We start from the raw sequence: 23,284 nt of genomic DNA, 5'->3' as shown, positions 1-23,284 counted from the left end.
AAACACAGGATGTAGTTTTTTCAAACTGTACAGTCTTGTGACCGTCTGCGGCGTAAGATAGTGTATAAATGTGTAATATATTTAAGGTATTTATATAATTGGAGGTCTATTGATGTTGGATTCATTCGTGCAGATTATGGAGAAGGGCGGAGTGCTTATGTATCCGATTCTGTTTCTGTCCATGATTTCCCTTGGAATATTCCTTGAGAGGCTTTATGCCCTCAGAAAAGAAAGATACATGCCGAAGCTTTTTCTGGATAAGCTTTTTGAGGCACTCAGCAAAAAAGATCTCGGAGCGGCAAGAACAATCAGCAGCGCTGATGCCAGTTCTGCTGCCAAAATCGCCTCTGATGTGCTGAACAACCTTGACCTGCCCATTTCCAGACTGATGGAAGCCACTGAGGAATCAGGCCGTTACGAAGCCCGCAGGCTTGAGAAATATCTCCCCACGCTCCAGACCATAGCCAGCGTTTCCCCTCTGCTCGGTCTTTTGGGTACGGTTCTCGGTATGATTAAGACATTCATCGTGATAAGCTCTCAGGGTGTGGGCGATGCTCAGGCTCTCGCCGGGGGTATATCCGAGGCGCTGCTTACCACTGCGGCAGGTCTCAGTGTGGCTATCCCCACCATGATATTTTACTACATAGTGCGCCACAGGTCTGACAGGGTGAGCCTTGAGCTTGAACAGGCCACCAGTAAAATGATTAACCTTATCTTCAAAGAGGGCGGACAGTGAAATTTTCCAGAGACGACCGCAAACAGAGCCTTGATATAAACATTACGCCTCTGATAGACGTGGTCTTCCTTCTGCTTATTTTCTTCATGGTATCAACATCATTCATAGTTTCGAGCTCCATTGATGTTGATTTGCCCAAGGCGAAGGGTGACCCGGTGGAGGTTAAGAAAAATATCCGTATTTCCATAAACAGCGAAGGCGGAATCCATGTTAACGGCGTTCTTTACGCTGATGACAAGGTGGCGGGAATACTGGACAGCCTTAAGAATGAAAGCCCTGAGGCGACGGTTGTTATAGAAGCCGATAAGGCGGCAACCCACGGAAAGGTGGTTTTTGTTATGGACGCTGCCAGAAAAACCGGCTTTGCAAAGTTCGCAATAGCAGTTGACGAGGAGTAGTCTTGGCACGGCTTTTTCCGTTTGTTCTGATCTCTGTTCTGGCGCATATAGCCGCTTTGGGCTTTCTGCCGGAATTTAAGGTCGATTTTTCGAGCAGATCCGAACCCATAGCGGTGGAGATAATTCCTCCGAGGCCTAAGATTCTGCCCAAACCGCCCGTAAAGGTTACCGGTGTGCCGGAACGGCCTGCGGAAAACCCTTTCAGAAATGTTGAACCCACAATAACCATGCCGGAGCTTGATATTCCGAAGGTTGATGTTGATACAAATTACGAGGTCGAAATTCCTGACCTTAAGGTAAGCCGTGTCACCACCGATTCTGAAGTCAGAGTGGATAAAAGGCTCCTCTCAGAGATTCAGTCCACCCGTGAGACCGTGGAAAAGGAAGTCAGGGCAGGGCAGGGCGAAAAGTCCACCACTGAGGCGAAGGAATACGCGGACAGCAGCTTCTTTGTGCTGGAAAATATAAGCAACAACAGACGCCGCATAACCCATGTGCCGCCTAAGCCCACATTTTCTCTGTCTAACGACACAAAGGTGAACGTGCGTTTCAAGATAGACAAACAGGGAACCACATACGGAATAGTCCTCATAACCAGAAGCGATTCAAACATAGAGAAGCTGGCTGTTGAATTTGTGGAAAGGCTCAAGTTCAACTCAGTTACATACGCAACCAACGACTCCGCTGAAATAACTCTCTACTTCAAGGTTAGATAATGAATTCTCTTACTGAAAAAATACGCGCCCGCATTGCCGATAAAGGTATGATAACTTTTGCTGAATTTATGAATATGGCTCTGTACGAGCCGGAGCAGGGCTACTATCAGAAAAAGAACCCCTTCGGTCATCAGGGGAGCTTTTACACCTCCGTAAACGCTTCCGCATCCTTCGGCAGAACCCTTGCCAATGCTTTTGCTGATACGGCGGAAAGACTTTCTCTGCCCGCCTGTTTCTGTGAAATGGGTGCGGGAAGCGGCATGCTGGCTAATGATATTCTCACGCATCTTAAAACTTCCAAACCTGAATTTTATGCAGGGCTCAGCTACACCATCATAGAGAAAAGCGGCTATCTCATTGACTGTCAGCGTGAACTGCTTAAAGAGCATGAAGGAAAAGTAAGCTGGAAAAGCTTTGAGGAGTTCGGCGGATTTCAGGGTATTTTCTTCTCAAACGAACTGGTGGACGCTTTTCCGGTGCACAGGGTCATCAGGCTGGGGGAAGATGTTAAGGAACTCTATGTAATTGAGCATGAGGGCGGGCTGACATTTTATCCTGACAGGCTTTCCACCCCGAAGATACAGGAATATCTCGACAGGATAAACCTCAGAATAACGGACGGGCAGATAGTCGATCTCAATCTGGACATGATAGGCTGGGTTCAGGCTCTGGCCTCGAAGATAGAAAAAGGCATGGTTTTCACCGTGGACTACGGCTACCCGGCAGAAAATATATTCGCCTCCTACCGCAGGGACGGAACTGTTACCTGCTACTTTAAACATTCCCAGAACAATGACTTTTTCGAGAGAATAGGTGATCAGGATATAACCGCCTTTGTGGATTTCACTTCATTGCAGAGCTATGGCAGGGATGCGGGGCTGGAGCCGGTTTCACTTACACCGCAGTGGCTGTTTCTTGTGCAGTCGGGCATTCTGAGCGAAATAGAAAATGCGGAAACAGACCTCCAGAAGGCATCGGTTAAGGCGCTTATAATGCCGGAGGGTGGCTTCGGGACAAACTTTTTTGTTCTGGCGCAAAGGAGGAATGTTGAGATACCGGACGACTTCCCGTACCGCAAGGGGGCCAAGGAAACCCTTGATATTCTGGCGAAAATGAACGGATTCTGAAAAACCTGAGAGGCAGTAACTGTTGAGGGAGAACCGGGATTTTCTTTAGATGATCTAATGTATTTATGTTTTATTCATATTTTTTTCTGCTATTCTGAGTTTATCAGTTAAAATTTATCTTACGGACAGACACAATGGAAATGAGAAAATACGTAACACTGCGTATAACTTTATTATGCGTTCTGCTCACTGCCGCAATGACGGCTGTTATCGGCATGAAATCGATTTCCGATAAAAAGAGGGATATAGGGGAAACTCTTGCGGAAACAGCGTATCTTACATCGGATAAGCTGGATCGTTACATGTGGTCACGCTACAGCGAAATAAAAACCTTCTCAAGGATAGAGGCTGTGGCAGAAACGGAAAATTATACCTCAATCAGAAAAACCATTGAAAATCTTCAGAAGAATATTCCTTCATTTTCATGGATAGGTTTTACCGATACTGCCGGTACAGTGAAGGCCAGTACGGGCGGGATTCTCGAAGGAATAGACATATCAAAACGTCCTGTATTCACTGAGGGGATTAAGGGTGAGTTTGTAGGGGATGTACATGATGCTGTTCTGCTTGCCAAGCTCCTCCCAAATCCCAGCGGAGAACCTATGAAGTTTGTGGATGTAAGCTTCGCTGTTGAGGATGCATCTGGAAGCAGGAAAGGTGTTCTTGCTGCGCATCTCAGCTGGGAGTGGGTCAATGATATAAAGAATAAGATTCTGGAACCTGTGAATAAACGGAAAAATATTTCCGTATACATAATCAGTCAGGATAATACCGTGCTTCTGGGGCCGAAAGAGGAGATCGGAATGACGATTGCACTCGACAGCCTGAAGTATGCCCGGAACAATGACTCCGGCTGGCGGGTAGAGGACTGGGGGGATGGCAGCAAATATCTTACAGGCTACTCATTCAGCAACGGTTACGGGGATTACAAAGGGCTCGGCTGGACTGTCCTCATCAGACAGCCGCTTAATGTGGCTTATCAGCCTGTTCAGCAGTTGCAGGTTTTTATAATATCCACCGGAGTTCTTTTCACTCTTATATTTTCTGCTGCCGGGTGGGTTTTTGCGGGTGCAGTATCAAGTCCTATTGTCTCTGTTGCGAAGGCTGCGGATAAACTGAGGTTCGGCAAGATTGCCCCTATCCCTGTCTACAAAGGGATAAAAGAGATTGAGGTTCTTTCGGATTCAATAAATGATCTCATTCTCAGCCTTTCCAGCACCGAGTCCGAGCTGAACAACATGCGCAGTATTGCTTTGGCTGATAAACTCACCGGACTGCCCAACCGGGCGGCACTGGAGAGATATTTGGAGAAAAATACCGCTCTGGCAGCCAGACAGGGGTTTGCTCTTGAATTTATGTACATAGATCTGGACGGTTTTAAACCGATAAACGATACCTACGGTCACGCAGCCGGGGATGAGGTGCTGAAAGAGGTGGGCAGAAGGCTTACTGCGTCAGTCCGCAAAGAGGAGATAGCAGCCAGAATAGGCGGGGACGAGTTTGCCGCCGTTCTCTTTGCCAGTGATTTGACTACCGGGGAAAATGTCGCAGCAAGAATAATAGAGTCTGTCTCAATGCCTGTTGATATAGACGGGAAATCAGTCAGAGTCGGGTGCAGCATAGGCATCTCTCTCTGGGAAAGCGGAAACTGCACAGCCGAGGTATTTGAAAAGGCTGATAAAGCGCTTTACATATCAAAAAAGAACGGAAAAAACAGATATACAAGAAATTAGGGAAAACAGCACAGCCGCCCTCAGGGGCGGCCATGCAATATTATTTCAGATAAGCTTCTGTACGAGGAAAAACAGCAGATAAAACAGCAGGAAGAAGCATATCACAAAGGCGGATATGCCTATTGACCAGTATTCAATCAGACCTTCCACATAACCATCCTCAGATTTTGCCATTTTCTCCCTGAGCCCCTTGAACCTGTTGTCGGGAACCATTATAAGCAGGAGCCCCACGGGGTTTCTGGTGAGCATCCCCAGCGTTTTCGGTATATAGCCGAAGAAGAGAGCCTTGCCGAAATCCATAAACCTGATCAGTATATTGTCCACAAGCCATACGAAAAGCTTGTAGCCTTTTCTGTAGAAAAAGTCGAAATCGAGATTGACTGACTTTATCTCCGCAGGGTAAAGCCCGCTTCTCAGCAGCAGCGTGAACGCCAGTATGGAGAACAGCAGAAGCTGAAGCTGGAAGATGGTGTGGTCTGCCGTATATGCGTTGTATGTGACTTCATATGGGAGTATCTGAAACAGATAGCCCGGAAAAATGCCGAGGAAGATGTTCAGGAACGCCAGAAAGCCCATGCCCATGAGCATATTGAGCGGCGCTTCCTTCGGTTTCAGACCGCTGTCATGCCCGAAGAAGGCAAAGAACGGAATCTTGATCCCTGAGTGGTCAAGAACGCCCGCAGAGGCAAACAGGAGCACAAGCCAGATTACCATGAAGCCTTCCGTCGCAACGGATGACAGGATCATGGATTTTGTTACGAATGCCGAAAACAGAGGAAAGGCTGAGATCGTCATCGAACCGACTATGGTGAAAACCGTGGTGAACGGCATGTATTTGTAAAGCCCGCCGAGCTCTGTTGCCTTTATTTTGCCTGTCTGGTGGAGAACAGCGCCCATGCCCATGAACAGCAGGGATTTGAACATTATATGTACAAAAGCCTGCCCCACAGCGGCGTTTATCGCCATTTCGCTCCCCACGCCTATACCCACAACCATGAAGCCGAGCTGGTTGATAAGGCTGTATGAGAGAACCTTGCGCAGGTCATTCTCAAGCACAGCGTAGAATATGGGGAAGGCGGTCATCACCGCTCCGGTGACTATGAGCACCTCTTCGCCGGAGAAGCCTCTGGTGAGGGTGTAGATAGCTGTTTTTGTGGTGAACACGCTGAGCATTACAGTGCCGAGGAAGCTTGCCTTGGGGTATGAATCCACAAGCCATGTGTGGACGAACGGCCACGCGGCGTTCACGCCGAAGCCTATCATTATCAGCCCTGTGGCAAGGTCTGTCCAGCCCATGTGTACGAAGGCGGCATTGCCCGTGGTTATGATATAGATCACAATGCCGATGAGCAGTGCAAGTCCGCCCACAAGGTGGAATATGAAGTAGCGGAAGCCCGCTCCCACAGCCTCCTGAGAGTCCTTGCGCCAGATTATGAAGGTGGAGGCGACTGTCATTATCTCCCAGAAAATGTAGAGAGTTATAAGGTCATAGGCGAAAACCGCACCCAGACCGCCGCCCGCGTATATGAGGCCGATTATGAACTCTTTATTGCTTTTCACATGTATTCCGTAAACCAGAACGGCAATGGAAACTATGTGGAAGGCATATCCGAAAACGAGAGAGAGCTTGTCCACCCTGAAAAGGGCGAGTTCATGCCCCAGAAACTCGTACTGGAGGTAAACCCCGTGGGGGATCATGGCGAGGTTGATAAGGCTCAGCACCGGAACGGCAATAAGCAGTGCATTGCGCAGATTGCCTTTGAGGAAGCCCGCAATGACTCCGCCGAGCATGAAAAACATAAAAGGAGGAATGAGAAGACCGCTACTCATAGTAGTTCTCCTTTCTCATGATCAGCGGGCGGATAACATACTTGGCAAAAAGCACCAGCCCGACGTAGGAAATGAAACCGTAAACGGCGTAAAAGCCTGTTTTTTCCTCAAAGAAGAAATAGGCATGCTTGTGGACGAATATATCCGCAAAAAAGATAACAGCGCACAGAACATAGAGAATAATCAGAATTATCTTTATGTTCCGGGGGTTATCGAAAATATATTTCTTTTCGGTATCCTTCATGATTAATCCGCCCCCTAGTGAGATAAAAATATATAAGCGAGGTACAGAACAGCCGCTGCAAGCACAGCGCCGAAAACAGGCTTATAGCCCGGTACCGCATCGTGTTTAAGCTCTTCGAGTTCCTTGTCATGTTTTGCAGCCATAATGCCCTCCTACTTTGTAAAAAGTCCGCTGACTATTATGTCAGTGAAGCCGGTGAGAACCTGCGGGAAGAAGAACAGAAGCACCGCTGCGCCCGCTGTTATGCACATGGGAATGAGCATGGCAAGGGGGGCTTCGGTGACTTTGTCGTCCATACCCGCATCCAGAGGCTTCATGTACGCTGTGTAGATAATAGGCAGGAAGTACAGCGCATTGAGGAATGAGCTCACAGCGAATACCACAGCCACGGGGAGCATCCCCGCTTCCACAGCGCCTGAAACAAAGTAATACTTGCTTATGAAGCCTGAGAGGGGCGGTATGCCTATGAGGCTCAGTGCGCCTATGGTGAACACCGCCATGGAGACAGGCATTTTTTTGGCTATGCCGCTTATCTGGCTGATGTACTTCTTATGCAGAGCCACATAAACCGCACCCGCCCAAAAGAAGAGGCTTATCTTCGAGAAGGCGTGGATGGTTATGTGGATTATGCTTGCTTTAATGCCTGACGGGGAAAGCAGAGCCGCCCCCACGACAATGTATGAAAGCTGGCTTATGGTGGAGTAGGCGAGCCTTGCCTTGATATTGTCCTGCCTCATGGCTATCAGGGATGAAACCACAATGGTGACGCACGCGAAAGATGCGAGGAATGCTCCCGCGCCTATCTCCCTGAGGAGGTCAACACCGAAGACATAAAGAATAACCCTCAGCACCACAAAAACACCCATCTTCACCACCGCAACAGCATGCAGAAGCGAGCTGACCGGTGTGGGCGCCACCATGGCGTTGGGCAGCCATGAGTGGAAGGGCATTATCCCTGCCTTTGCTATGCCCGCGATGTAGAAGGCGAATATGACACCGAAGAAGAGGCTGTGTATTCCGCCTGTGTCACCGAAAACGCCGCCTAACCTGAAATCCATGGTTCCGGCTGTGAAGTAGGTGAACACTATAGCGGGAAGAAGGAACGCTATTGAGGTTCCCAGAAGGTATACAAGGTAAATCCTTGCCCCTTTGAATGCCTCCTCGTTCTCTTCGTGTGCGATAAGCGGATATGTGAAGAGCGTAAGCGCTTCATAAAATATGTACATAGTGAACAGGTTCGCCGCGAAGGCAGCGCCTATTGTCACGGAGAGCGAGCCCGCGAAGCAGATGAAGTATCTGGTCTGCGCATGCTCATTAAGCGCCCTGACATAGCCTATGGAGTAGAATGAGGTGAGAATCCACAGGAAAGATGCCGTAAGGGCGAAGAAAAGCCCCAGACTGTCCACCTTGAAGGCAATATCAATGCCCGGATAGGCGGTGACAAGCTTGAAATATATCTCCTTTCCGCCGAGAACCGCCGGAACCATACTGAGAACAATGACGAACTTGGCGACAGCGGCTATTATAGTCCAGCTTTCACGCAGGTTCGGGTTTCTGCGGGAGAGATAAATGGGGACTATGGCTACAAGGGAAACCAGCACAGCATAAAGAGGCATAGCGGAGTGTATCATTTCCATGCCACACCTCCGAGAACAGCCTCAGCAGCTTTGGCGGCCATCTCCACAGGGAAGGTGGCGAAAATGCCGAAATATATGCAGAGAAAGGCGACAAAAGCCATGGGGATAACCATGCCCATCGGTTCGCTGAGCTTTCTTTCCGCGGAGTGAGCATCAGTATGAACATCACACTCATGACCGCCTTTAAAGTACATTACAAATATTACCTTGCCGAAGTAGATTGCCGTAAGCAGGGAACTGAGGAGCACAACACCGATTGCGTACCAGTGGCCTGAGGCTATTGCACCCATTATCAGATACCATTTACTGACGAAGCCCACCGTGAGCGGCACGCCGATTATTGAAAAGGAGAAGACGGTAAACGCCGCAGCCATAAAGGGCATTCTCCTGCCCAGTCCCGCAAAGTCGCATATCCTCTCTGTGCCTATGTTGAACACTATAAGACCCACAACAAAGAACAGACCGCCCTTCATAAGAGCGTGGCTGAATATATGCACCATGCCGCCTGTGAGCGCTTCTGTATTGACCATAGCAGCAGCCAGAAGGATGTAGCCTATCTGCCCCACGCTGGAGTAAGCGAGCATTTTCTTTATGTTTGTCTGCGCTATGGCTATCACAGAACCTGCGATTATTGAGAGCGAAGCGAAGAAGATGATTATACTTGTCATGGGTATTGAGCCGAGGCTGAACTCAATGTCAAACACTGAGTACATAAGCCTTATGAGCACATAAGCCCCGACTTTGGTGGATGTTGCTGCCATGGCGGCGCTCACCGCTGAGGGTGAGTAGGTGTAAGCGTCAGGCAGCCAAAGGTGAAGGGGGAAAACCGCCATTTTCACAAACAGTCCCACCAGAATGAATGCATAGGCCGCAAGTACAACGCTTGAACCGTGCAGAGGCTTGACCCTTTCAGCCAGATCCGCCATGTTCAGTGTGCCGGTCACCATGTAAAGGTAGCCGATGCCGAGAACGATGAACGTAGCGGCTATTGTGCCTATGACCAGATAGTTGAAGCTTGCCATGGGAGCATATCTTTTGCTGCTGACGGCTATGAGGGCATAGCCAGAGAGGGATGTTATCTCAAGGAAAACATAAACGTTGAAAAGGTCGCCCGTGACCGTGATGCCCATCATACCAACAACAAAGAGGATGAACACAGAGTAGAAAGCGGGGTGCTTCTCCTCCGGTATTTCCTTTTCCACAAGCTCTTTCCCGAAGAGGAGCGAGACGAGGGATATGAACGATATGACAGCCAGAACAAACGCATTCAGCATGTCTATTCTGTATTCTATGCCGATGGGGGGAGCCCAGTTGCCCATGAAATATGAGATGGGACCTGTGGCGCTCACCTTGGCAAGCAGCGACATTATCATGCCGAATGAGGCTGTTATAACAGCGACAGTCACGTACCAGCATATTTTTCTGCTGTACATACCCAGAAGAGGGATCACAGGAACAAATATCAAAGGAAGAGCAACAAGAAAAGCGGGAAAGTTAGCTGATAAGTTCATCGGCCTGCACTCCCGCCGGAGCTTCCGGCTTCTATCTCTCTTATTTTATCGTCTTCTATCGTTCCGTAGGCCTGATAGATCTTGATTATAAGAGCTATCGCCACCGCAGTTGTGCTCACTGAAACCACTATCGCCGTGAGTATCAGAACATGGGGAAGCGGGTTGTCATACCTGATTGCCCCCTCCCATATAATGGGCGCTGTGCCGTCTTTAACCTTAGCCATTGAGATGTAGAAAAGGAAAACGGATGTCTGGAATATGCTTAAACCTATGATTTTCTTCATAAGGTTCTGCTTGGCGATAACGGCGTAAAAGCCTATCATCATCAGGCAGACGCATATAAGGTAATTGTATTTTGCGGCAATAAAATCAATCATCGTCCTTCCTCGCAATCTCAAAGAATATCGTAACCATTACCGAGGCAACCGCAAGACCGACACCCAGTTCAATCCCTATCATGCCGAGGTGGTTGCCCGCCTGGGCTGAGCCGAAGGGGAGTTTGCCGTATTCCAGAAACAGACCGCCGCAAAGTACGGTGATGAAACCTATTCCTGCGTATATCATCAGCCCCAGAGAGCATGTGATGTCACTTATTTTCTTTTTGAATTTTTCTCTGGCCTTTTCCTTGCCCACTGCAAGGGCTATGAGGATGAAGGCGGAAGCAAAGATAACGCCGGCCTGAAAGCCGCCGCCGGGGCTGATTTCGCCGTGCGCCTGAACATAAAAAGCGAACAGGAGGATAAAAGGAACCATACATCTGGCGACTGTGCGCAGAATTACATCATCTTTCATTTTTATCCCTCCTTCTCAAAAGCAGAATCACGGAGATGGCAGCAGTGAAAACCACTGATGTTTCTCCGAGGGTATCAAACCCCCTGTAGCTGGCGAGAATTGATGTTACGATGTTGACGGAGCCTGTGTCACTCTCTGAATTCTGTATATAGTACGGCGCCACATGATTATGAATCGGCGCTTCGGGGTTGTTGTAGTCGGGCATGTCCACCGTTGCGTAGAAGAGCATGGCTGCCGTGACCATAACAATGAACAGCGGCCCGTACTTGGCAAGGCCTGTTCTTTCTCTGGATGATTCAAAGCGGTTCATCCGTGTTAGCGCCCCTATCATGAAAACACCGGACACCCCCGCGCCGACAGCGGCCTCTGTGAAGGCGACGTCAACCGCGTTAAGCTCCGTCCACACAAGCGCTATGAAAAGGCTGTATGCGCCCAGATACATTATGGAGTTGAGTATGTCCTTAGCCTGAATTGCGGCTATGGCTATTATTACCAGAAAGAGAAGCAGCATAAGGTTAATCATTTCTCTTCCTCCATGGCTTAAGCCCTTCAACCCATGCGGCTTTTGCTATTGCATGCGCTGCTGTGGGGTTTGCGATGTAGATAAAAATTATTACGAACAGCATTTTGAGGCTCAGTATATTGAAGCCTTCATAAATGATCAGTCCGATGATAATCAGAGTCTGTCCGAGAGAATCCGCCTTGCTGCCAGCGTGCAGCCGGAGGTAAAAGCCGGGGAGCCTCAGTATCCCTATTGATGCCGTGATGACGAAAAAGCATCCGACAAAAATAAAAATACCGCTTAATATGAGTTTAATTTCCATGATTTCCCCCTAGTCCAGCCGGCCTCTCTCCATGAAGCGGAGGAGAGCTATGGTGACAATGAAGTTGATCAGTGCGTAGACAAGGGCGAGATCGGAGAAATGAGGTCTGCCGTAGATATATCCCAGAAGCAGGATAATGATGATGGCTTTCGTGCCGATCAGATTCGCCGCCAGAATTCTGTCAAAGACCGTAGGACCCTTAAGCATTCTGGCTCCGGAAATAAATACCGAAAGAAGGATGAGTACCGCTGCTGTTTCAAACATTTCCGCTCCCCTCAATTTTGAGCACCCTGCGTTCCATCTCTCTGCTTAAGAGACCGTCCGCATGCTCCGGCGTGAGTGCATGAACAACAAAAATGTTATCTTCCTTAATGTCCAGCGTGACAGTTCCCGGCGTTATTGTGATTGAGTTTGCCAGAATTGTCAGTCCCAGATCGGTCTTCAAGTCGGACTTGAATTCCACAATCTGCGGATCGATGGGCATCGAAGGGCTCAGTATTATTTTGACCACCTGAAGGTTGGCAACAATTGTCTCCTTCATAAGCCACGGAAGATAAAGGATAATATCCTTAACTATCCGGATGTGATCCTTCCTGAGCCTGCGCAGAAAGAAGTCATGGCTGAGATATGCGGCTGTCAGACTGAAAATCACCGCAAAAGCCACCAAAAGTCCGCTGAACTCTCCTGATAACATGAACCAGAAGATGAAAAGCACCAGAAATGTGAATATGAATGTCATCCCCGCTCCTTAAAACAAAACAGGTTTATAGTATCAGTTTTGAAGATGTAGTCAATATTTTTCGGAAAAACCGTATACAGGGTTTTATTTTTTAAGATATTGTAAACAATGCAAATAGTCAGTATTACCGAAAAGAAGGCAGCCTGCGCTATAGGGTTTATGTATGAGACATATCTTAAAAAACTATAACTGATACCGCTTAATGTATTTTGTATACAGTATACCACTGATTTGCGGAGTTTAGGGTTATTTAAACAAAAATTTTTAAAATTTTTATGTTGCAGTATCGGCATATCCGGCATATAGATTTACTAAGTTAGATATTTCTAAGTAGGTGAACTATGATTGAAAAACTTATTCTCTTTGCCATACTGGCCTGCGCAGTGTACTTCCTTTACCACAAATTTTTTAAAAGCAAAGGCTGCGGCTGCGGCGACGGTAAAAGCTGCTGCGGCGGCGGCAAGCACGAAAGTTAGGCATACACCGTGGACATATTTTCTCTTTGAGGTATATTATAACTTACCCAAGGAGATAGCCTTATGCCCGAACATATAAGCATAGCTCTCAGAGGCGAGAAGGTTCTGGGTCTCAGAGCCGAAGAGGTTGAAGACCCTGCCGACCCTCTGATAAAGCAGCTTGCAAAAGATATGCTGATAGCAATGAAAACCCACGGCGGCGTGGGTATAGCTGCGCCGCAGATAAGGGTCTCAAAGCGTGTTCTTATTATCCACTCCAAACCTAATGAGCGTTACCCCGATGCTCCAGATATGGAGCCGCTGATCATGGTAAATCCTGAAATAATCTCATTCTCAGAGTGCTTTGACACTATGTGGGAGGGCTGTCTGAGTGTTCCCGGTCTGAGAGGGCTTGTCCCCAGACAAACGGGGATCAGCGTGCGCTTCTCTGATCTGAGCGGAAGAGAGCAGGAAACCTGTCTTCAGGGTTTTCCCGCACGGATTTTTCAGCATGAGTTTGACCATCTGGAAGGTATACTTTTCCCTTTGCGCGTTGCGGACTGTTCTGATATTTATTCCGAAAGTGAGTACAGAAGAAGGGTGCTCGGACTTTCATGATTGATGACAAGGCTTTTAACGAGCTCTACCACCCTGTGCTTATCCCCCGGACTATGCTGAAAGCAGTGAAAAGCCTTCTGAGCAGTGCCTTTAAGAAGGCGGCAGGTTCCCCGCTGGAGAGTGTTCTTCTCAGCCTCTGGCTGAACCACTCCGCATTCAGCGGGCTCATTGAGCGTTCCGGCTTGCCCGGACACGCGGTAAGAAACAGGTATGGTAATGCTCTTATTCTCAGCCTTCCGCCGGAATCCCTGAACCGTATGGCTGTTTTCGCCTCAAAGCATCACCGCCGAAGAACGGCCGGGGTGTTTATATGGGACGGTGACTGGGACAGGGGTGAAGCTGTGTTCAGAGACACTGACAGATACGCCCTGATGTCGGATATTTGGGAAAACAGACAGGATTTGCGGAAAAGCAGAAAATATACCGAACTGACAGAGATGATAAAGCGGGGGACTCCTTACACCGAATTCAATAAAAACCGTTCCGGAATTTATCTGAATACGGAGGATAAGGTCTGCAAATATCTGGAAATATATCTGAAATTTATGCAGCAGCTTGAGGTTCACGGCTATGACACCTCACTGGAGAAGGACCCTGTCTGTATCGCACTGGACATGGACGGCAGGCCTGTGAAAACCGCCAAAGGTCTCCACCGCCTTGCTATGGCGCAGATTCTGGGTATGAAGAGTATTCCTGTAATGGTGAGGGGTGTTCACCGCGGATGGTGGGAGAAAACAGCCGGAACCGAAAAGGACAACAACCTGAAAGTTATGCGCGCCATTGAGCATCTCCGGCAGATTATCTGAGAGCCTTTTTCAGCTTTTTCTTGAGGTTTATAACTCTCTTGTAGCAGTGCAGCCACTTAAGCGCATCCCTGACGGCATTTCCCGGATTATCACCCGAAAAGGCAGCATATTCTCTCATCATTATCGTCATAGTGTCGTCATCCGGCCAGAGTTTTATGAAGTTTTTGAGCCTTTGCTCATAGGTCAGCTTTCTGAAATGCATGCGGTTGATGTCCACAAGCTCGAACTTCCAGTCAGAGCCGTTTTTACTGACAAGTATGTTTCCGGGTGAATAGTCCAGATGATGGATATTCTTTTTATGCAGTCTGAAAGTGAAGGCGGCAAAGGATTTCAGCAGTCTGTTCCTGTCTTTGATTTCTTTATCAAGAATGGCTTTTCTTATTGTAAAGTCATTTTCGGAATAGGACGAAACATAGAAGCTCTCCTTTATCAGGCCGCCGGAGAAGAACTCGATATATCCGAGCGGATCCGGAGTGCCGATACCCAGAGATTTCAGAGCGACTGCATTCATGAAAGACCTTTTCGCTTTGCTGTCCCTTAAAAAGGAGTATGCGACCCTGTTAAAGGATGCCGGAACTTTAAATGATTTCAGAACCAGATCCATGCCTTTATAGCGGACGATCCTGATTTCATTCCTGGCTTTCTGCAACACTCTGAAATTTTGATCAAATAGATGTTTGATGTTCACCAGCAGATCTTCGCAATCATGTGCGCTGTCTGCGGTTTCGTATCTGAAATAAGTCAATCTGCCTCACGGAAATTCTGTGCTGAATCATAATCATGCTATGCACATTAAAAATAATATTGCCGTTTTGGATGCAGTGTTCAATATAAAGAGTGTAATTTTTTGTAACAAAAGAATGACATATGGTTGACAGTGATGAGGTAAACTGAATTGCTAATTAAGCATGCGCTCTTTTGCCTGTGATGTAGGCTATGCGGTAGGTTACGGGAATGGTTTCACCGTCACCGAAGAATGACTGGTAAAGCTCGCAGAATCTGCGGTATGAATCTTTTCCTGCGGCTGTTGTTCTGCCTGTGAACCTTGCTCCGGTGGCTTTCTGTTTTTTCAGAAATTCTTTTACATCGGGAAATTTCAGCACATAGTCGTGTATTTCAAGCTGATGGCTTATTCCGGGAATTTCTGACAGGAGACTGTCATAAAATGCGGCAGTTTTCAGGGGATAAACACTGCCGAAACCTGTTATTCTGTTCAGCACCGCCATTTCCGCAAAGGTTCCGTCACAGAAAACGGAAAAGCAGAACCTTCCCCCTGTTCTGAGTGTGTCAAGCGCCGCAGGAATGGAGATTTCAGGCCGCTGAAACCATTGCAGAACGGATGAACTTACGAGAATATCCGCGCATCCGTTTTTCAGCGGGAGCCTCTCTCCGTCCGCCTGAATGAACAGGCCGGGAAATGACGACGAGGCTTTTGCCATGGAGTAGGCTATGTCAAGGCCGATGAAGCGCTGAGGTCTGCATCTGCTTATGAACATTCCGGTGAAAATGCCGCTGCCTGTGCCTATCTCCACCGCAGTATGCGGTGCGTCAGCCTCAATGAGCGAGCAGAGCCTCGCTGCTGCGATTTTCTGTATATCCGCAGAGGAATCATAGCAGTCCGCCGCTTTGTCAAAGAATCTTTTTATGTGTATTTTCATAGATTATGTCGGCAATGACCTTTTCTTTAATATAGTGACCGCTTTCAATGGTGATGAGCTTTTCCCCGTGGAGCATGTCCGCCACATCCTCACTGGCGCGGAAATTTACTATCATATCCGCAGCACCCTGCACAAGGATAACTTTATCCGCGGCATCACTGCCTTTTACATCCGCACGGCTTTCCAGCAGAAACTCAAGACCGCTGATCAGAGCAGATATTGTTTTTTCATCTGTTGCAGGTGCAAAGTCCGCCAGCCCGCATTTATCGTAAAAATCACGCAGAACGGCCTGCGGATCGCGCTTCATTTTCTTTATCATCAGCATAACAGCCTGAGAATGAAAGTAGTCACAGAAGCTTATAAACGGCGCGAACAGAAAAATTTTTTCATATTTATTCATTATGCTGTCTATGTTTTTGAGAATAATGTGTGCCCCTGTGGACCACCCCGCCAGAATCTCGCCGCCTTCGGCCAGAGCGTTTTCAATTTCGTTTTCCGAGTGGGTTACAAATGGGAGATAAAACGGATAGGCGGAGGAAATCTGGGGAAAGAGAGCGGGAAAACCCGCCCAGCCGGAAACGAATTTAAGCATTTTTCAGCCTCCTGACGGAATGAACAACGTGCTCAAGCTCATCATGGTTCAGATCAAGGCGGATTGAGAGGCGCAGTCTCGCCGTGCCGTCAGGAACCGTGGGGGGGCGTATCACCCCTGTCCTGATTCCGGCATCTTCCAGAAGCCTGCCCGCCTGCTGAACCTTGAAGTTATCTCCTATTATAACAGGAATTATCTGCGTGGAGGAACCGGCAGTATCAAATCCTGCCAGATTCAGGGCATTCCTCACTTCTGCCGCTTTTTTGAGAAGTTCCTCACCGCAGGACGGATTGCTTTTAAGCCATCTGAGAGCGCCGAGATTTGCCCCGATTACCGCCGGGGGCAGGGATGTGGTGAATATGAACGCGCGCCCCTTATTGCGGATGAAGTCTGTAATATAGGCATCTCCTGCTATATATGCGCCGAACGAGCCCAGAGCCTTGCTGAATGTTCCCATGTGAACATCTATGCGCTTTTCAAGCCCAAGTTCATGGGCAAGCCCTCTGCCGCAGCCGAGTACGCCTGTAGCGTGAGCCTCGTCTACTATGGTAAGTGCGCCGTATTTTTCCGCAAGGCGGGTTATTTCTTTCAGATCAGCCCGGTCGCCGTCCATGCTGAAAACGCTGTCGGTGACAATTATCTTCTCTTCCGTGCTTTTATATTGCTCCAGAAGCTCAGCAAGATGGGCGGTATCATTGTGGCGGTAGCGTATATGTTTTGCCCCGCTGAGCTTTATTCCGTCTATTATGCTTGCGTGGTTGAGCTTATCCGAAAAAACCGCAGTATGTCTCCCCGCAAGAGAGGCTATTACTGCCAGATTAGCCATATAGCCCGTGTTCAAAACAAGACAGCCTTCCGTTCCCTTAAACTCCGCCATCTCTTTTTCCAGAGTGCCGTACAGGGAGAAATTCCCCGTGACAACTCTGGAGGCGCCGCTGGAACAGCCAAGGGCAACGAGCGCCGTTTGGGCTTCATCAGTCAGTTCCTTTTTTTCGGAAATACCCAGATAATTGTTAGAGGCAAGGTTTAAAAGACGCTTTCCGCCGGAAATAATGTATTTCCCCGCTCCTTCGTCTATATCGGGCAGACTGCGGTAAAGCCCCTCGGATTTTATTTTTTCCAGTTCATGTTTCAGCTTTTCTCTCATATTTTTAAGGATATAACCCATGCTTGCGCGGTGTCAACGAATATAGTAAAATGAAAACCATGAAAACAGATTCAAAATGTCCCACAAATATCTGGCATCCATGCACACAGATGAAAGACCTTGAAACCCATCCTCTCCTTGAAATAGAGCGGGGTGAGGGGGTCTATCTCATAGACAGGAACGGCAAAAGGTATATAGACGCTGTTTCGTCATGGTGGGTGAACCTTTTCGGTCACTGTAACCCCAGACTCACGAACGCACTGAAAAAACAGGCCGACAGGCTTGAGCATGTTATATTCGCCGGAGCAACCCACAAACCTGCGGAGGAGGTTGCGGAAGGGCTCCTTGCACTTACCCCTCCGGAACTGAATAAGATCTTCTTTGCCGATAACGGTTCATCCGCTGTGGAATCCGCGATGAAAATGAGCTACGGCTACCGCAGAAACACAGGCAGCCACAGAAAAAACCGCTATGCCTTCCTCACTGACGGCTACCACGGCGAAACGCTGGGCTGTCTTTCCGTCTGCGGGGAGACTCTCTACACTGATCTGTACGGCGATATAATGATAGATAATATAAAGGTTCTTGGGCCTGACTGTTTCAGGTGTCCCTGCGGCAAAAAACGCGGCGGATGCTCTGCGGAGTGTTTCAGCTTTATGGAGAAGGCTCTGCGGGAGAACGCCGGAATACTCACCGCTGTTCTTATTGAGCCTTTGATCCAGTGCGCGGGCGGATTCAGGATGTATCCGCCGGAATACCTCGTAAAACTTCGCAGGCTCACGACAGAGCTTGATATACATCTCATTTTTGATGAAATAGCGGTCGGCTTCGGCAGAACAGGCACAATGTTTGCCCTTGAACAGGCAGGTGTCTGCCCTGATATGCTCTGCCTTTCAAAAGGGATAACCTCCGGCTATCTGCCGCTGAGCGCTGTTCTCACCACGGACGAAATATTCTACGGGTTTTATGATGACTACTCTGCGGGAAAGGCTTTTCTGCACAGCCACAGCTATACCGGTAATCCCCTTGCCTGTTCCGTTGCAGCGGAAACATTGAAAATCTTCCGTGATGAGAATGTTATAGAAAACAACAAGCCTAAGTTTGCCCATATGCGCAAATGCATTGAGGAGGCCTTCGGCGGGCATCCGAATGTGGGGGAAATACGGCACACGGGCTTTGTCTCCGCTGTTGAGCTTGTAAAAAACAAAGAAGGGAACCTGCCCTTTGAATCCGGGCTGCGAACAGGTTTTCAGATATACAGAAAAGCGGTGGAAAAGGGTGCTCTCCTGCGTAATCTTGGGGATATAATCTACTTCATGCCGCCCTATATCATCAGCAGGGATGAGACGGAAACGCTTGTGGACATAGCGCGGGAATCTGTGAAAGAGGTGCTCGGTTGAGGCTTTTCATATCAGGTTCCGGGACAGGGGTTGGCAAAACGTTTTTTTCCGCCCTTCTGGCGAAGCATTTTCATGGGCAGGGCAGGGATGTTTCGTACATAAAACCCGTCCAGACAGGCTATCCTGCGGATGATGATGCCGCATTTGTAAAAAGTTTTTCCGGCATATCAAAGGCGAAGACGCTTTTTACCGCAGAGCCGCCCGTTGCCCCCTGTCTGTGTTTTGATAAATTTCCGTTTGAGGAGGCTGTCTCAGCTATAAATGATGATTCATCCGAAGTACTTATTGTTGAAGGCGCCGGCGGAATAGCCGTTCCTCTGGATTACACCCGGATGACATGGGAGATCCCCAAACAATGCGGACTTGAGGTGATCATAGTTGTTCCCGATAGGCTCGGCTGCGTTAATGAAGCTGTGCTTAATTATTCTTTCCTTACGGAGAAAGCTATCTCCTTCAAAGGGTTTGCCATGAACAGACATTTTTCGGAAACAGAGAGCGACACAAAAAATGCGGGAATAATAGAAAAACTTATCCCCGCTTCTGTGATATATTATTTCTCTGAATCCCTTTATTCAAAGAGTGATGAAACATCCGCACTGTAGCTGATGTGCCCTTTGCCTGCATTTGCGGCTCTGTTGGATTCGGCAATGGTTTTAAGCAGACTGTCATCTTCACCTTCTTTCAGCTTCGCTTCCAGAGCTTCTATAACAGCCTCAAGGTTTGTGCTTCCTTCAGTTCCGAAAAAGTTTGAACCGAGCTGGAAAAATTTTTTCAGTGCAGCCTGCTGTGCTTCAGTTGTAGCTGTATCTTCTGATGAGAAATTTTTCAGCATATCCAGAGCCGCCTGAGAGATCTGCACCTTGTCAAGAACGGAAGTGGATGAATCGGTTTCAGATGAGGTTTTGCCTATGAGGAGCGGACTGGCATTCTCCTTTGCCGACTGAAGTGTTGTGGATGCGTCGTTTTTAAGAAGTTTGTTGTACTGCTCCAGCATTATGCTCTTGGCTGTGACCTGCATTTTTTGCCTCCGGTTTGTTTTCGTTTTTTTATAAGTAGCAGTCCGCATGCCAATTTGATATATTGCGGAGCGGAGGAAAAGTTTATGACCAAATCACCTGTGGAAAAGCTTCTGAGTCACCGTTTCAGGGGTTATGCTCCGGTTGAGCACACCTTTTCCGGCTTTCTTGAGGCGGCAAAAAGCTCCGTTAGGTATTTTGAGATAGACACCAGAGCCTCAAAGGACGGCGTTCTCTACGTTTTTCATGATCCGTACATTCAGGGGCATTCATTTCCACAGACGGAGAGCAGCGTTCTTGACGGCTTGAAGATATATGCGGATGAGCCTGTACCGCGCCTTGATGATGCACTTGGGGTATTCAGTAAAAAATTCCCGACTGATAGGGTTTTCTGTCTTGATGTGAAGGACATAGGCTTTGAAAAGGAGCATATACGACTGATAGAAAAGCATGGAATGGAAAAGCAGACTGCCATAGTTTCATGGTGTGCTCTTTCGCTGATGAATTTCAGCAGGGAAGGTTTTTCCGCCCCGTTGTTTCTTTCCCACCAGAGCCTTTTTTCCTACGGGCTGCGGGGAAGGTTCACGGAGTTTTTTGCTCAGAACCGTATAAAAGTAAAAAAATACAATGTGTTTACCGGCAGAAATGTTTTTGAGTCCGTCCCGCGTGAGCTTTATCAGGGGTATTTTCATTCCCTGCGCTGCCGTACTCTGCCGGATAATCTGCTCAGGGTCATACAGAAATCAGGCGGCGGCGTATGCGTGGCAAAAAACCTTGTCTGCCCGGAGCTTGTTTCTTACTGTGCTGATAACGGGCTTAAACTGTGGATTTATTCTGTAAACGAAATCAACTCGTACAGACGTTTTGCTGCCATGGACGGAATTGACATGATCTTCTCCGACCGCGCGGAGAGTATTCTCAAAGAACTTATAAAATAAAAAAAGGAGCTCCGGAGAGCCCCTTTTTTGTTTTGTTGTTTTTAGGAGACAAAAGGTATCGTGCTATTCTGCGCCGATTCCAAGGTATGTTCTTATTTTTTCCTGCTCGAATTTTTCCTGCGACTCAGGCTCAGGTGCACTGACAGAGCCTATGTAAGCAGCAAGGAAGGCTATTGTCATTGAAACGATAGCAGGGTTTTTCAGCGGGAAGATAGCCTTTTCAAAGCCGAATATGTTAACCCATATAACAGGGCTGAACAGTATGCAGACAGTGGCGGAAACTGCTCCGGCTATGATTGACCATACAGCGCCCCTTGTGGTGAACTTTTTCCATGTGATGGAAAGAAGCAGAGCCGGGAAGTTGGCGCTTGCGGCAATGGCAAATGCTAGACCGACTAGGAACGCAACGTTCTGGTTTTTGAAAAGGATGCCGAGAGCAACAGCAGTAATGCCGAAGATAACCGTAGCTATTCTTGCAACTTTAACCTGCTCAGCTTCTGTTGCCTGACCTTTCTTGAAAACGCTCACGTATATGTCGTGGCTCATTGCGGAGGAAGCCGCAAGGGTAAGCCCCGCAACAACCGCAAGGATTGTGGCAAACGCAACAGCGGCTATGAAGCCGAGGAAAGGTTTACCGCCGAGAGCGGCAGCAAGGATGGGGGCAGCCATGTTTCCGCCCTTGTCAATGCCGAGTATGAAGTCTTTGCCGACTATTGCAGCAGCACCGAAGCCCACTATGGGGATAACAAGGTAGAAATAGCCGATGAAGGTTGTTGCGTATGCAACTGACTTTCTGGCTTCCTTAGCATCCGGCACTGTGAAAAATCTCATAAGAATGTGCGGCAGACCGAGAAGACCGAACATAAGCGCCAGACCGAGTGAAAGAGCCTCTAAGGGGCTGGTTACAAACCCGCCGGGTTTGAACATGCTTTCAAATCCGTATGTGTCGCCTACTGCTGCAAAAAGTGTTCCGGGATTAAAGCCGAATTTAACAAGGACAAGTCCCGCAAGAACGGTTACGCCGAAAAGAAGAAGAACAGCTTTGATTATCTGTACCCATGTGGTTGCAAGCATGCCGCCGAAGAGAACATACAGGAGCATAACAGTACCGACGAGGATCTCCGCCAGTTCATAGGGCATGCCGAACATAAGCTGGATAAGTTTGCCCGCACCCACCATCTGCGCGATTGTGTAGCAGAGAACCACGAGGATTCCGCCCACTGCGGAGGCGATACGTATCGGACGGTTTTTAAGTCTGGATGAAACAACATCGGCGAAGGTGAATTTACCGAGGTTTCTTAAGGGCTCTGCTATAAGGAACATAAGAGCAGGCCATCCCACGAGCCAGCCGACTGCGTATATTGCGCCGTCATAACCCTGAAGGGCAACCATGCCTGAAATACCGAGGAAAGAAGCGGCGGACATATAATCGCCGGCGAGGGCGAGGCCGTTCTGAAAACCTGTAACGCTGCGTCCTGCTGCGTAAAACTCACTTGTGGTTTTGGTTTTTTTTGCTGCCCAGTATGTGATCATCAGCGTACCGGCAACGATTATGGCGAAGAAGAGAAGGGAAATAGGGTCTGCCTTGCCCGCCTGGAAATTTGCAAGTCTTTGAGCAATAACTTCATTCATAAGTGCGCCTCTCCTATTTCAGCATCTTTTTGAGTTCTTCGACTTCTTTGTCGTATGAGCTGTTTGCCCAGAGAACATAAATAATGGTGAGAACCCATGCAATGAGTATTACTGCGACGAACAGCACTATCCCTAAAGTAATGTTAGGTGCAACGAGTGTGACCATTTGTTCCTTATCCAGCGAAATAAGGAACAGATACCCGAAATACACCACGAAGAGGATTGCCAGCATTATGTAGCTGAAAGTCCACCTCTTTCTGACGAGGGTTTTAAACCTGTCAGAATTCACGATTTCGTGAGCGTTCATAAAGACCTCCTACCTGTTTTGGAAAAAGTGTAAAAATACAAGCAGTTTTAATTATGCGGTTTAATTCATGTTTAAATCCGCGTGCGCCTTAAAGTAAAACCACTTTATATAATGTATGTATTATTAAATTATATAGACTGTATTTGTCAAGAGTATTTTATAAACCCATATACAGGAAAATGTTATAAGTATGTTGATATAAGGTGTAAAAAATTAATAGATCTGTATGTTTATTTAAAGTTATTTGATTAATGATTAATGAGACATTGGTATATAATTTATGATAAATAAATATGTTCATAAATAATTGGTTTAATGGAGGTGTTTATTCATGATAAAAAAATATGTATTTAAGTGAAAAGTATAGTATATAAGTAACTTATGTTTAGAAAATATGTGAAAGAACGGGTCTGTGAAACAAAAATATA

29 protein-coding genes are annotated in these 23,284 nt (G+C 47.7%); 11 read left to right on the top strand and 18 right to left on the bottom strand.

From position 1 onward, the window contains the following. Positions 1-112: 112 nt before the first annotated feature. The 5 genes from OSQ85_RS05110 (at position 113) to OSQ85_RS05090 (ending at position 4,710) form a co-directional block, all read left to right on the top strand. Positions 113-736, top strand: coding sequence for a MotA/TolQ/ExbB proton channel family protein (locus OSQ85_RS05110; RefSeq protein WP_265821766.1), 624 nt, complete (start codon positions 113-115; stop codon positions 734-736). Then, the gene (locus tag OSQ85_RS05105; RefSeq protein WP_265821765.1) at positions 733-1,134 is read left to right on the top strand and encodes an ExbD/TolR family protein; all 402 of its coding nucleotides are present in this window, start codon (positions 733-735) and stop codon (positions 1,132-1,134) included. Before OSQ85_RS05110 ends, OSQ85_RS05105 begins: the two co-directional genes overlap by 4 nt. A 2-nt stretch (positions 1,135-1,136) precedes the next feature. Next, positions 1,137-1,850 (top strand): hypothetical protein, encoded by a 714-nt coding sequence (locus OSQ85_RS05100; RefSeq protein ID WP_265821764.1) that lies wholly within the window; start codon positions 1,137-1,139, stop codon positions 1,848-1,850. Then, positions 1,850-2,977, top strand: a complete 1,128-nt coding sequence (locus OSQ85_RS05095; protein ID WP_265821763.1) for a class I SAM-dependent methyltransferase — start codon at positions 1,850-1,852, stop codon at positions 2,975-2,977. Before OSQ85_RS05100 ends, OSQ85_RS05095 begins: the two co-directional genes overlap by 1 nt. A 134-nt stretch (positions 2,978-3,111) precedes the next feature. Continuing rightward, positions 3,112-4,710, top strand: coding sequence for a sensor domain-containing diguanylate cyclase (locus OSQ85_RS05090; RefSeq protein WP_265821762.1), 1,599 nt, complete (start codon positions 3,112-3,114; stop codon positions 4,708-4,710). Positions 4,711-4,755: 45 nt separating this feature from the next. On the opposite strand, the gene OSQ85_RS05085 is transcribed toward OSQ85_RS05090, so the two are convergent. From OSQ85_RS05085 to OSQ85_RS05035, 11 genes are read right to left on the bottom strand one after another with little or no spacing between them, the layout of a single operon-like run. Continuing rightward, complete coding sequence (locus OSQ85_RS05085) at positions 4,756-6,540, bottom strand: Na(+)/H(+) antiporter subunit D (RefSeq protein ID WP_265821761.1); 1,785 nt, start codon at positions 6,538-6,540, stop codon at positions 4,756-4,758. Then, the gene (locus tag OSQ85_RS05080; protein ID WP_265821760.1) at positions 6,533-6,784 is read right to left on the bottom strand and encodes a hypothetical protein; all 252 of its coding nucleotides are present in this window, start codon (positions 6,782-6,784) and stop codon (positions 6,533-6,535) included. The genes OSQ85_RS05085 and OSQ85_RS05080 overlap by 8 nt, the downstream gene beginning before the upstream one ends. 14 nt (positions 6,785-6,798) lie before the next feature. Then, positions 6,799-6,927 carry a hypothetical protein gene (locus tag OSQ85_RS05075; RefSeq protein ID WP_265821759.1) on the bottom strand — a complete coding sequence of 43 codons (129 nt, stop codon included), beginning with the start codon at positions 6,925-6,927 and terminating at the stop codon, positions 6,799-6,801. Positions 6,928-6,936: 9 nt separating this feature from the next. Further along, entirely contained in the window at positions 6,937-8,421 is a 1,485-nt protein-coding gene (locus OSQ85_RS05070; protein ID WP_265821758.1) for a monovalent cation/H+ antiporter subunit D family protein, read from the bottom strand. Then, complete coding sequence (locus OSQ85_RS05065) at positions 8,412-9,932, bottom strand: monovalent cation/H+ antiporter subunit D family protein (RefSeq protein WP_265821757.1); 1,521 nt, start codon at positions 9,930-9,932, stop codon at positions 8,412-8,414. The genes OSQ85_RS05070 and OSQ85_RS05065 overlap by 10 nt, the downstream gene beginning before the upstream one ends. Next, positions 9,929-10,309, bottom strand: coding sequence for a cation:proton antiporter subunit C (locus tag OSQ85_RS05060; protein ID WP_265821756.1), 381 nt, complete (start codon positions 10,307-10,309; stop codon positions 9,929-9,931). Before OSQ85_RS05060 ends, OSQ85_RS05065 begins: the two co-directional genes overlap by 4 nt. Next, positions 10,302-10,724 (bottom strand): Na(+)/H(+) antiporter subunit B, encoded by a 423-nt coding sequence (locus OSQ85_RS05055; RefSeq protein ID WP_265821755.1) that lies wholly within the window; start codon positions 10,722-10,724, stop codon positions 10,302-10,304. Before OSQ85_RS05055 ends, OSQ85_RS05060 begins: the two co-directional genes overlap by 8 nt. Next, positions 10,714-11,247: a DUF4040 domain-containing protein gene (locus OSQ85_RS05050; protein WP_265821754.1), complete on the bottom strand. Its 534-nt coding sequence runs from the start codon at positions 11,245-11,247 to the stop codon at positions 10,714-10,716. Before OSQ85_RS05050 ends, OSQ85_RS05055 begins: the two co-directional genes overlap by 11 nt. Continuing rightward, positions 11,240-11,548, bottom strand: coding sequence for a monovalent cation/H(+) antiporter subunit G (gene mnhG, locus OSQ85_RS05045; RefSeq protein WP_265821753.1), 309 nt, complete (start codon positions 11,546-11,548; stop codon positions 11,240-11,242). Before mnhG ends, OSQ85_RS05050 begins: the two co-directional genes overlap by 8 nt. 9 nt (positions 11,549-11,557) lie before the next feature. Continuing rightward, positions 11,558-11,812, bottom strand: coding sequence for a monovalent cation/H+ antiporter complex subunit F (locus tag OSQ85_RS05040; protein ID WP_265821752.1), 255 nt, complete (start codon positions 11,810-11,812; stop codon positions 11,558-11,560). Then, complete coding sequence (locus OSQ85_RS05035; RefSeq protein WP_265821751.1) at positions 11,805-12,287, bottom strand: Na+/H+ antiporter subunit E; 483 nt, start codon at positions 12,285-12,287, stop codon at positions 11,805-11,807. Before OSQ85_RS05035 ends, OSQ85_RS05040 begins: the two co-directional genes overlap by 8 nt. A 341-nt stretch (positions 12,288-12,628) precedes the next feature. Between OSQ85_RS05035 and OSQ85_RS05030 the strand changes: the two genes are divergently transcribed. The 3 genes from OSQ85_RS05030 to OSQ85_RS05020 all read left to right on the top strand — a co-directional run bounded on the left by OSQ85_RS05030 (position 12,629) and on the right by OSQ85_RS05020 (position 14,166). Beyond that, positions 12,629-12,763 carry a hypothetical protein gene (locus OSQ85_RS05030; protein WP_265821750.1) on the top strand — a complete coding sequence of 45 codons (135 nt, stop codon included), beginning with the start codon at positions 12,629-12,631 and terminating at the stop codon, positions 12,761-12,763. A gap of 63 nt (positions 12,764-12,826) precedes the next feature. Then, a complete protein-coding gene (gene def, locus OSQ85_RS05025; protein WP_265821749.1) occupies positions 12,827-13,360 on the top strand; it encodes a peptide deformylase in 534 nt (177 codons plus the stop codon). Continuing rightward, positions 13,357-14,166: a hypothetical protein gene (locus OSQ85_RS05020; protein WP_265821747.1), complete on the top strand. Its 810-nt coding sequence runs from the start codon at positions 13,357-13,359 to the stop codon at positions 14,164-14,166. Before def ends, OSQ85_RS05020 begins: the two co-directional genes overlap by 4 nt. Here OSQ85_RS05020 and OSQ85_RS05015 read toward each other — a convergent pair. The 4 genes from OSQ85_RS05015 to OSQ85_RS05000 all read right to left on the bottom strand — a co-directional run bounded on the left by OSQ85_RS05015 (position 14,159) and on the right by OSQ85_RS05000 (position 17,584). Beyond that, positions 14,159-14,911, bottom strand: coding sequence for a lipopolysaccharide kinase InaA family protein (locus OSQ85_RS05015; protein WP_265821744.1), 753 nt, complete (start codon positions 14,909-14,911; stop codon positions 14,159-14,161). The genes OSQ85_RS05020 and OSQ85_RS05015 overlap by 8 nt on opposite strands. Before the next feature lie 157 nt (positions 14,912-15,068). Continuing rightward, positions 15,069-15,824 (bottom strand): methyltransferase domain-containing protein, encoded by a 756-nt coding sequence (locus tag OSQ85_RS05010; RefSeq protein ID WP_265821743.1) that lies wholly within the window; start codon positions 15,822-15,824, stop codon positions 15,069-15,071. Further along, entirely contained in the window at positions 15,796-16,416 is a 621-nt protein-coding gene (locus OSQ85_RS05005) for a hypothetical protein (protein WP_265821742.1), read from the bottom strand. The genes OSQ85_RS05010 and OSQ85_RS05005 overlap by 29 nt, the downstream gene beginning before the upstream one ends. Next, the gene (locus OSQ85_RS05000) at positions 16,409-17,584 is read right to left on the bottom strand and encodes an aminotransferase class I/II-fold pyridoxal phosphate-dependent enzyme (protein ID WP_265821740.1); all 1,176 of its coding nucleotides are present in this window, start codon (positions 17,582-17,584) and stop codon (positions 16,409-16,411) included. The genes OSQ85_RS05005 and OSQ85_RS05000 overlap by 8 nt, the downstream gene beginning before the upstream one ends. Before the next feature lie 29 nt (positions 17,585-17,613). On the opposite strand from OSQ85_RS05000, the gene bioA reads away from it, so the two are divergent. Further along, complete coding sequence (bioA, locus tag OSQ85_RS04995; RefSeq protein ID WP_265821739.1) at positions 17,614-18,963, top strand: adenosylmethionine--8-amino-7-oxononanoate transaminase; 1,350 nt, start codon at positions 17,614-17,616, stop codon at positions 18,961-18,963. Continuing rightward, a complete protein-coding gene (gene bioD, locus OSQ85_RS04990) occupies positions 18,960-19,565 on the top strand; it encodes a dethiobiotin synthase (protein ID WP_265821737.1) in 606 nt (201 codons plus the stop codon). Before bioA ends, bioD begins: the two co-directional genes overlap by 4 nt. Here bioD and OSQ85_RS04985 read toward each other — a convergent pair. Further along, the gene (locus tag OSQ85_RS04985) at positions 19,532-19,981 is read right to left on the bottom strand and encodes a hypothetical protein (RefSeq protein WP_265821735.1); all 450 of its coding nucleotides are present in this window, start codon (positions 19,979-19,981) and stop codon (positions 19,532-19,534) included. The genes bioD and OSQ85_RS04985 overlap by 34 nt on opposite strands. Positions 19,982-20,065: 84 nt before the next feature. Here OSQ85_RS04985 and OSQ85_RS04980 point away from each other — a divergent pair, with 84 nt between their 5' ends. Beyond that, positions 20,066-20,917: a glycerophosphodiester phosphodiesterase gene (locus OSQ85_RS04980; protein ID WP_265821733.1), complete on the top strand. Its 852-nt coding sequence runs from the start codon at positions 20,066-20,068 to the stop codon at positions 20,915-20,917. A gap of 63 nt (positions 20,918-20,980) precedes the next feature. Here OSQ85_RS04980 and OSQ85_RS04975 read toward each other — a convergent pair whose 3' ends face one another. Together OSQ85_RS04975 and OSQ85_RS04970 are read right to left on the bottom strand one after the other, a co-directional pair. Continuing rightward, entirely contained in the window at positions 20,981-22,549 is a 1,569-nt protein-coding gene (locus OSQ85_RS04975; protein ID WP_265821731.1) for a sodium:solute symporter family transporter, read from the bottom strand. 13 nt (positions 22,550-22,562) lie between these two features. After that, complete coding sequence (locus tag OSQ85_RS04970; protein WP_265821729.1) at positions 22,563-22,856, bottom strand: DUF485 domain-containing protein; 294 nt, start codon at positions 22,854-22,856, stop codon at positions 22,563-22,565. Between the last annotated feature and the right edge of the window lie 428 nt (positions 22,857-23,284).

The organism is Geovibrio ferrireducens, from assembly GCF_026226615.1.
Classification (GTDB): domain Bacteria; phylum Chrysiogenota; class Deferribacteres; order Deferribacterales; family Geovibrionaceae; genus Geovibrio; species Geovibrio ferrireducens.
The sequence above is the reverse complement of the archived record's forward strand: the minus strand, read 5'-3'. Positions and strand labels throughout refer to the sequence as shown.

Coding starts and splice junctions, on each gene's coding strand:
- OSQ85_RS05090 (WP_265821762.1), top strand. CDS start 3,112: ATGGAAATGAGAAAATACGTAACACTGCGTATAACTTTATTATGCGTT.
- mnhG (WP_265821753.1), bottom strand. CDS start 11,548: ATGGAAATTAAACTCATATTAAGCGGTATTTTTATTTTTGTCGGATGC.
- OSQ85_RS05065 (WP_265821757.1), bottom strand. CDS start 9,932: ATGAACTTATCAGCTAACTTTCCCGCTTTTCTTGTTGCTCTTCCTTTG.
- OSQ85_RS05055 (WP_265821755.1), bottom strand. CDS start 10,724: ATGAAAGATGATGTAATTCTGCGCACAGTCGCCAGATGTATGGTTCCT.
- bioA (WP_265821739.1), top strand. CDS start 17,614: ATGAAAACCATGAAAACAGATTCAAAATGTCCCACAAATATCTGGCAT.
- def (WP_265821749.1), top strand. CDS start 12,827: ATGCCCGAACATATAAGCATAGCTCTCAGAGGCGAGAAGGTTCTGGGT.
- OSQ85_RS05075 (WP_265821759.1), bottom strand. CDS start 6,927: ATGGCTGCAAAACATGACAAGGAACTCGAAGAGCTTAAACACGATGCG.
- OSQ85_RS05095 (WP_265821763.1), top strand. CDS start 1,850: ATGAATTCTCTTACTGAAAAAATACGCGCCCGCATTGCCGATAAAGGT.
- OSQ85_RS05020 (WP_265821747.1), top strand. CDS start 13,357: ATGATTGATGACAAGGCTTTTAACGAGCTCTACCACCCTGTGCTTATC.
- OSQ85_RS04985 (WP_265821735.1), bottom strand. CDS start 19,981: ATGCAGGTCACAGCCAAGAGCATAATGCTGGAGCAGTACAACAAACTT.
- OSQ85_RS05080 (WP_265821760.1), bottom strand. CDS start 6,784: ATGAAGGATACCGAAAAGAAATATATTTTCGATAACCCCCGGAACATA.
- OSQ85_RS05000 (WP_265821740.1), bottom strand. CDS start 17,584: ATGGGTTATATCCTTAAAAATATGAGAGAAAAGCTGAAACATGAACTG.
- OSQ85_RS04980 (WP_265821733.1), top strand. CDS start 20,066: ATGACCAAATCACCTGTGGAAAAGCTTCTGAGTCACCGTTTCAGGGGT.
- OSQ85_RS05040 (WP_265821752.1), bottom strand. CDS start 11,812: ATGTTTGAAACAGCAGCGGTACTCATCCTTCTTTCGGTATTTATTTCC.
- OSQ85_RS05030 (WP_265821750.1), top strand. CDS start 12,629: ATGATTGAAAAACTTATTCTCTTTGCCATACTGGCCTGCGCAGTGTAC.
- OSQ85_RS05005 (WP_265821742.1), bottom strand. CDS start 16,416: ATGCTTAAATTCGTTTCCGGCTGGGCGGGTTTTCCCGCTCTCTTTCCC.
- OSQ85_RS05035 (WP_265821751.1), bottom strand. CDS start 12,287: ATGACATTCATATTCACATTTCTGGTGCTTTTCATCTTCTGGTTCATG.
- OSQ85_RS05070 (WP_265821758.1), bottom strand. CDS start 8,421: ATGGAAATGATACACTCCGCTATGCCTCTTTATGCTGTGCTGGTTTCC.
- OSQ85_RS05010 (WP_265821743.1), bottom strand. CDS start 15,824: ATGAAAATACACATAAAAAGATTCTTTGACAAAGCGGCGGACTGCTAT.
- OSQ85_RS05085 (WP_265821761.1), bottom strand. CDS start 6,540: ATGAGTAGCGGTCTTCTCATTCCTCCTTTTATGTTTTTCATGCTCGGC.
- OSQ85_RS05110 (WP_265821766.1), top strand. CDS start 113: ATGTTGGATTCATTCGTGCAGATTATGGAGAAGGGCGGAGTGCTTATG.
- OSQ85_RS04975 (WP_265821731.1), bottom strand. CDS start 22,549: ATGAATGAAGTTATTGCTCAAAGACTTGCAAATTTCCAGGCGGGCAAG.
- OSQ85_RS05050 (WP_265821754.1), bottom strand. CDS start 11,247: ATGATTAACCTTATGCTGCTTCTCTTTCTGGTAATAATAGCCATAGCC.
- OSQ85_RS05060 (WP_265821756.1), bottom strand. CDS start 10,309: ATGATTGATTTTATTGCCGCAAAATACAATTACCTTATATGCGTCTGC.
- OSQ85_RS04970 (WP_265821729.1), bottom strand. CDS start 22,856: ATGAACGCTCACGAAATCGTGAATTCTGACAGGTTTAAAACCCTCGTC.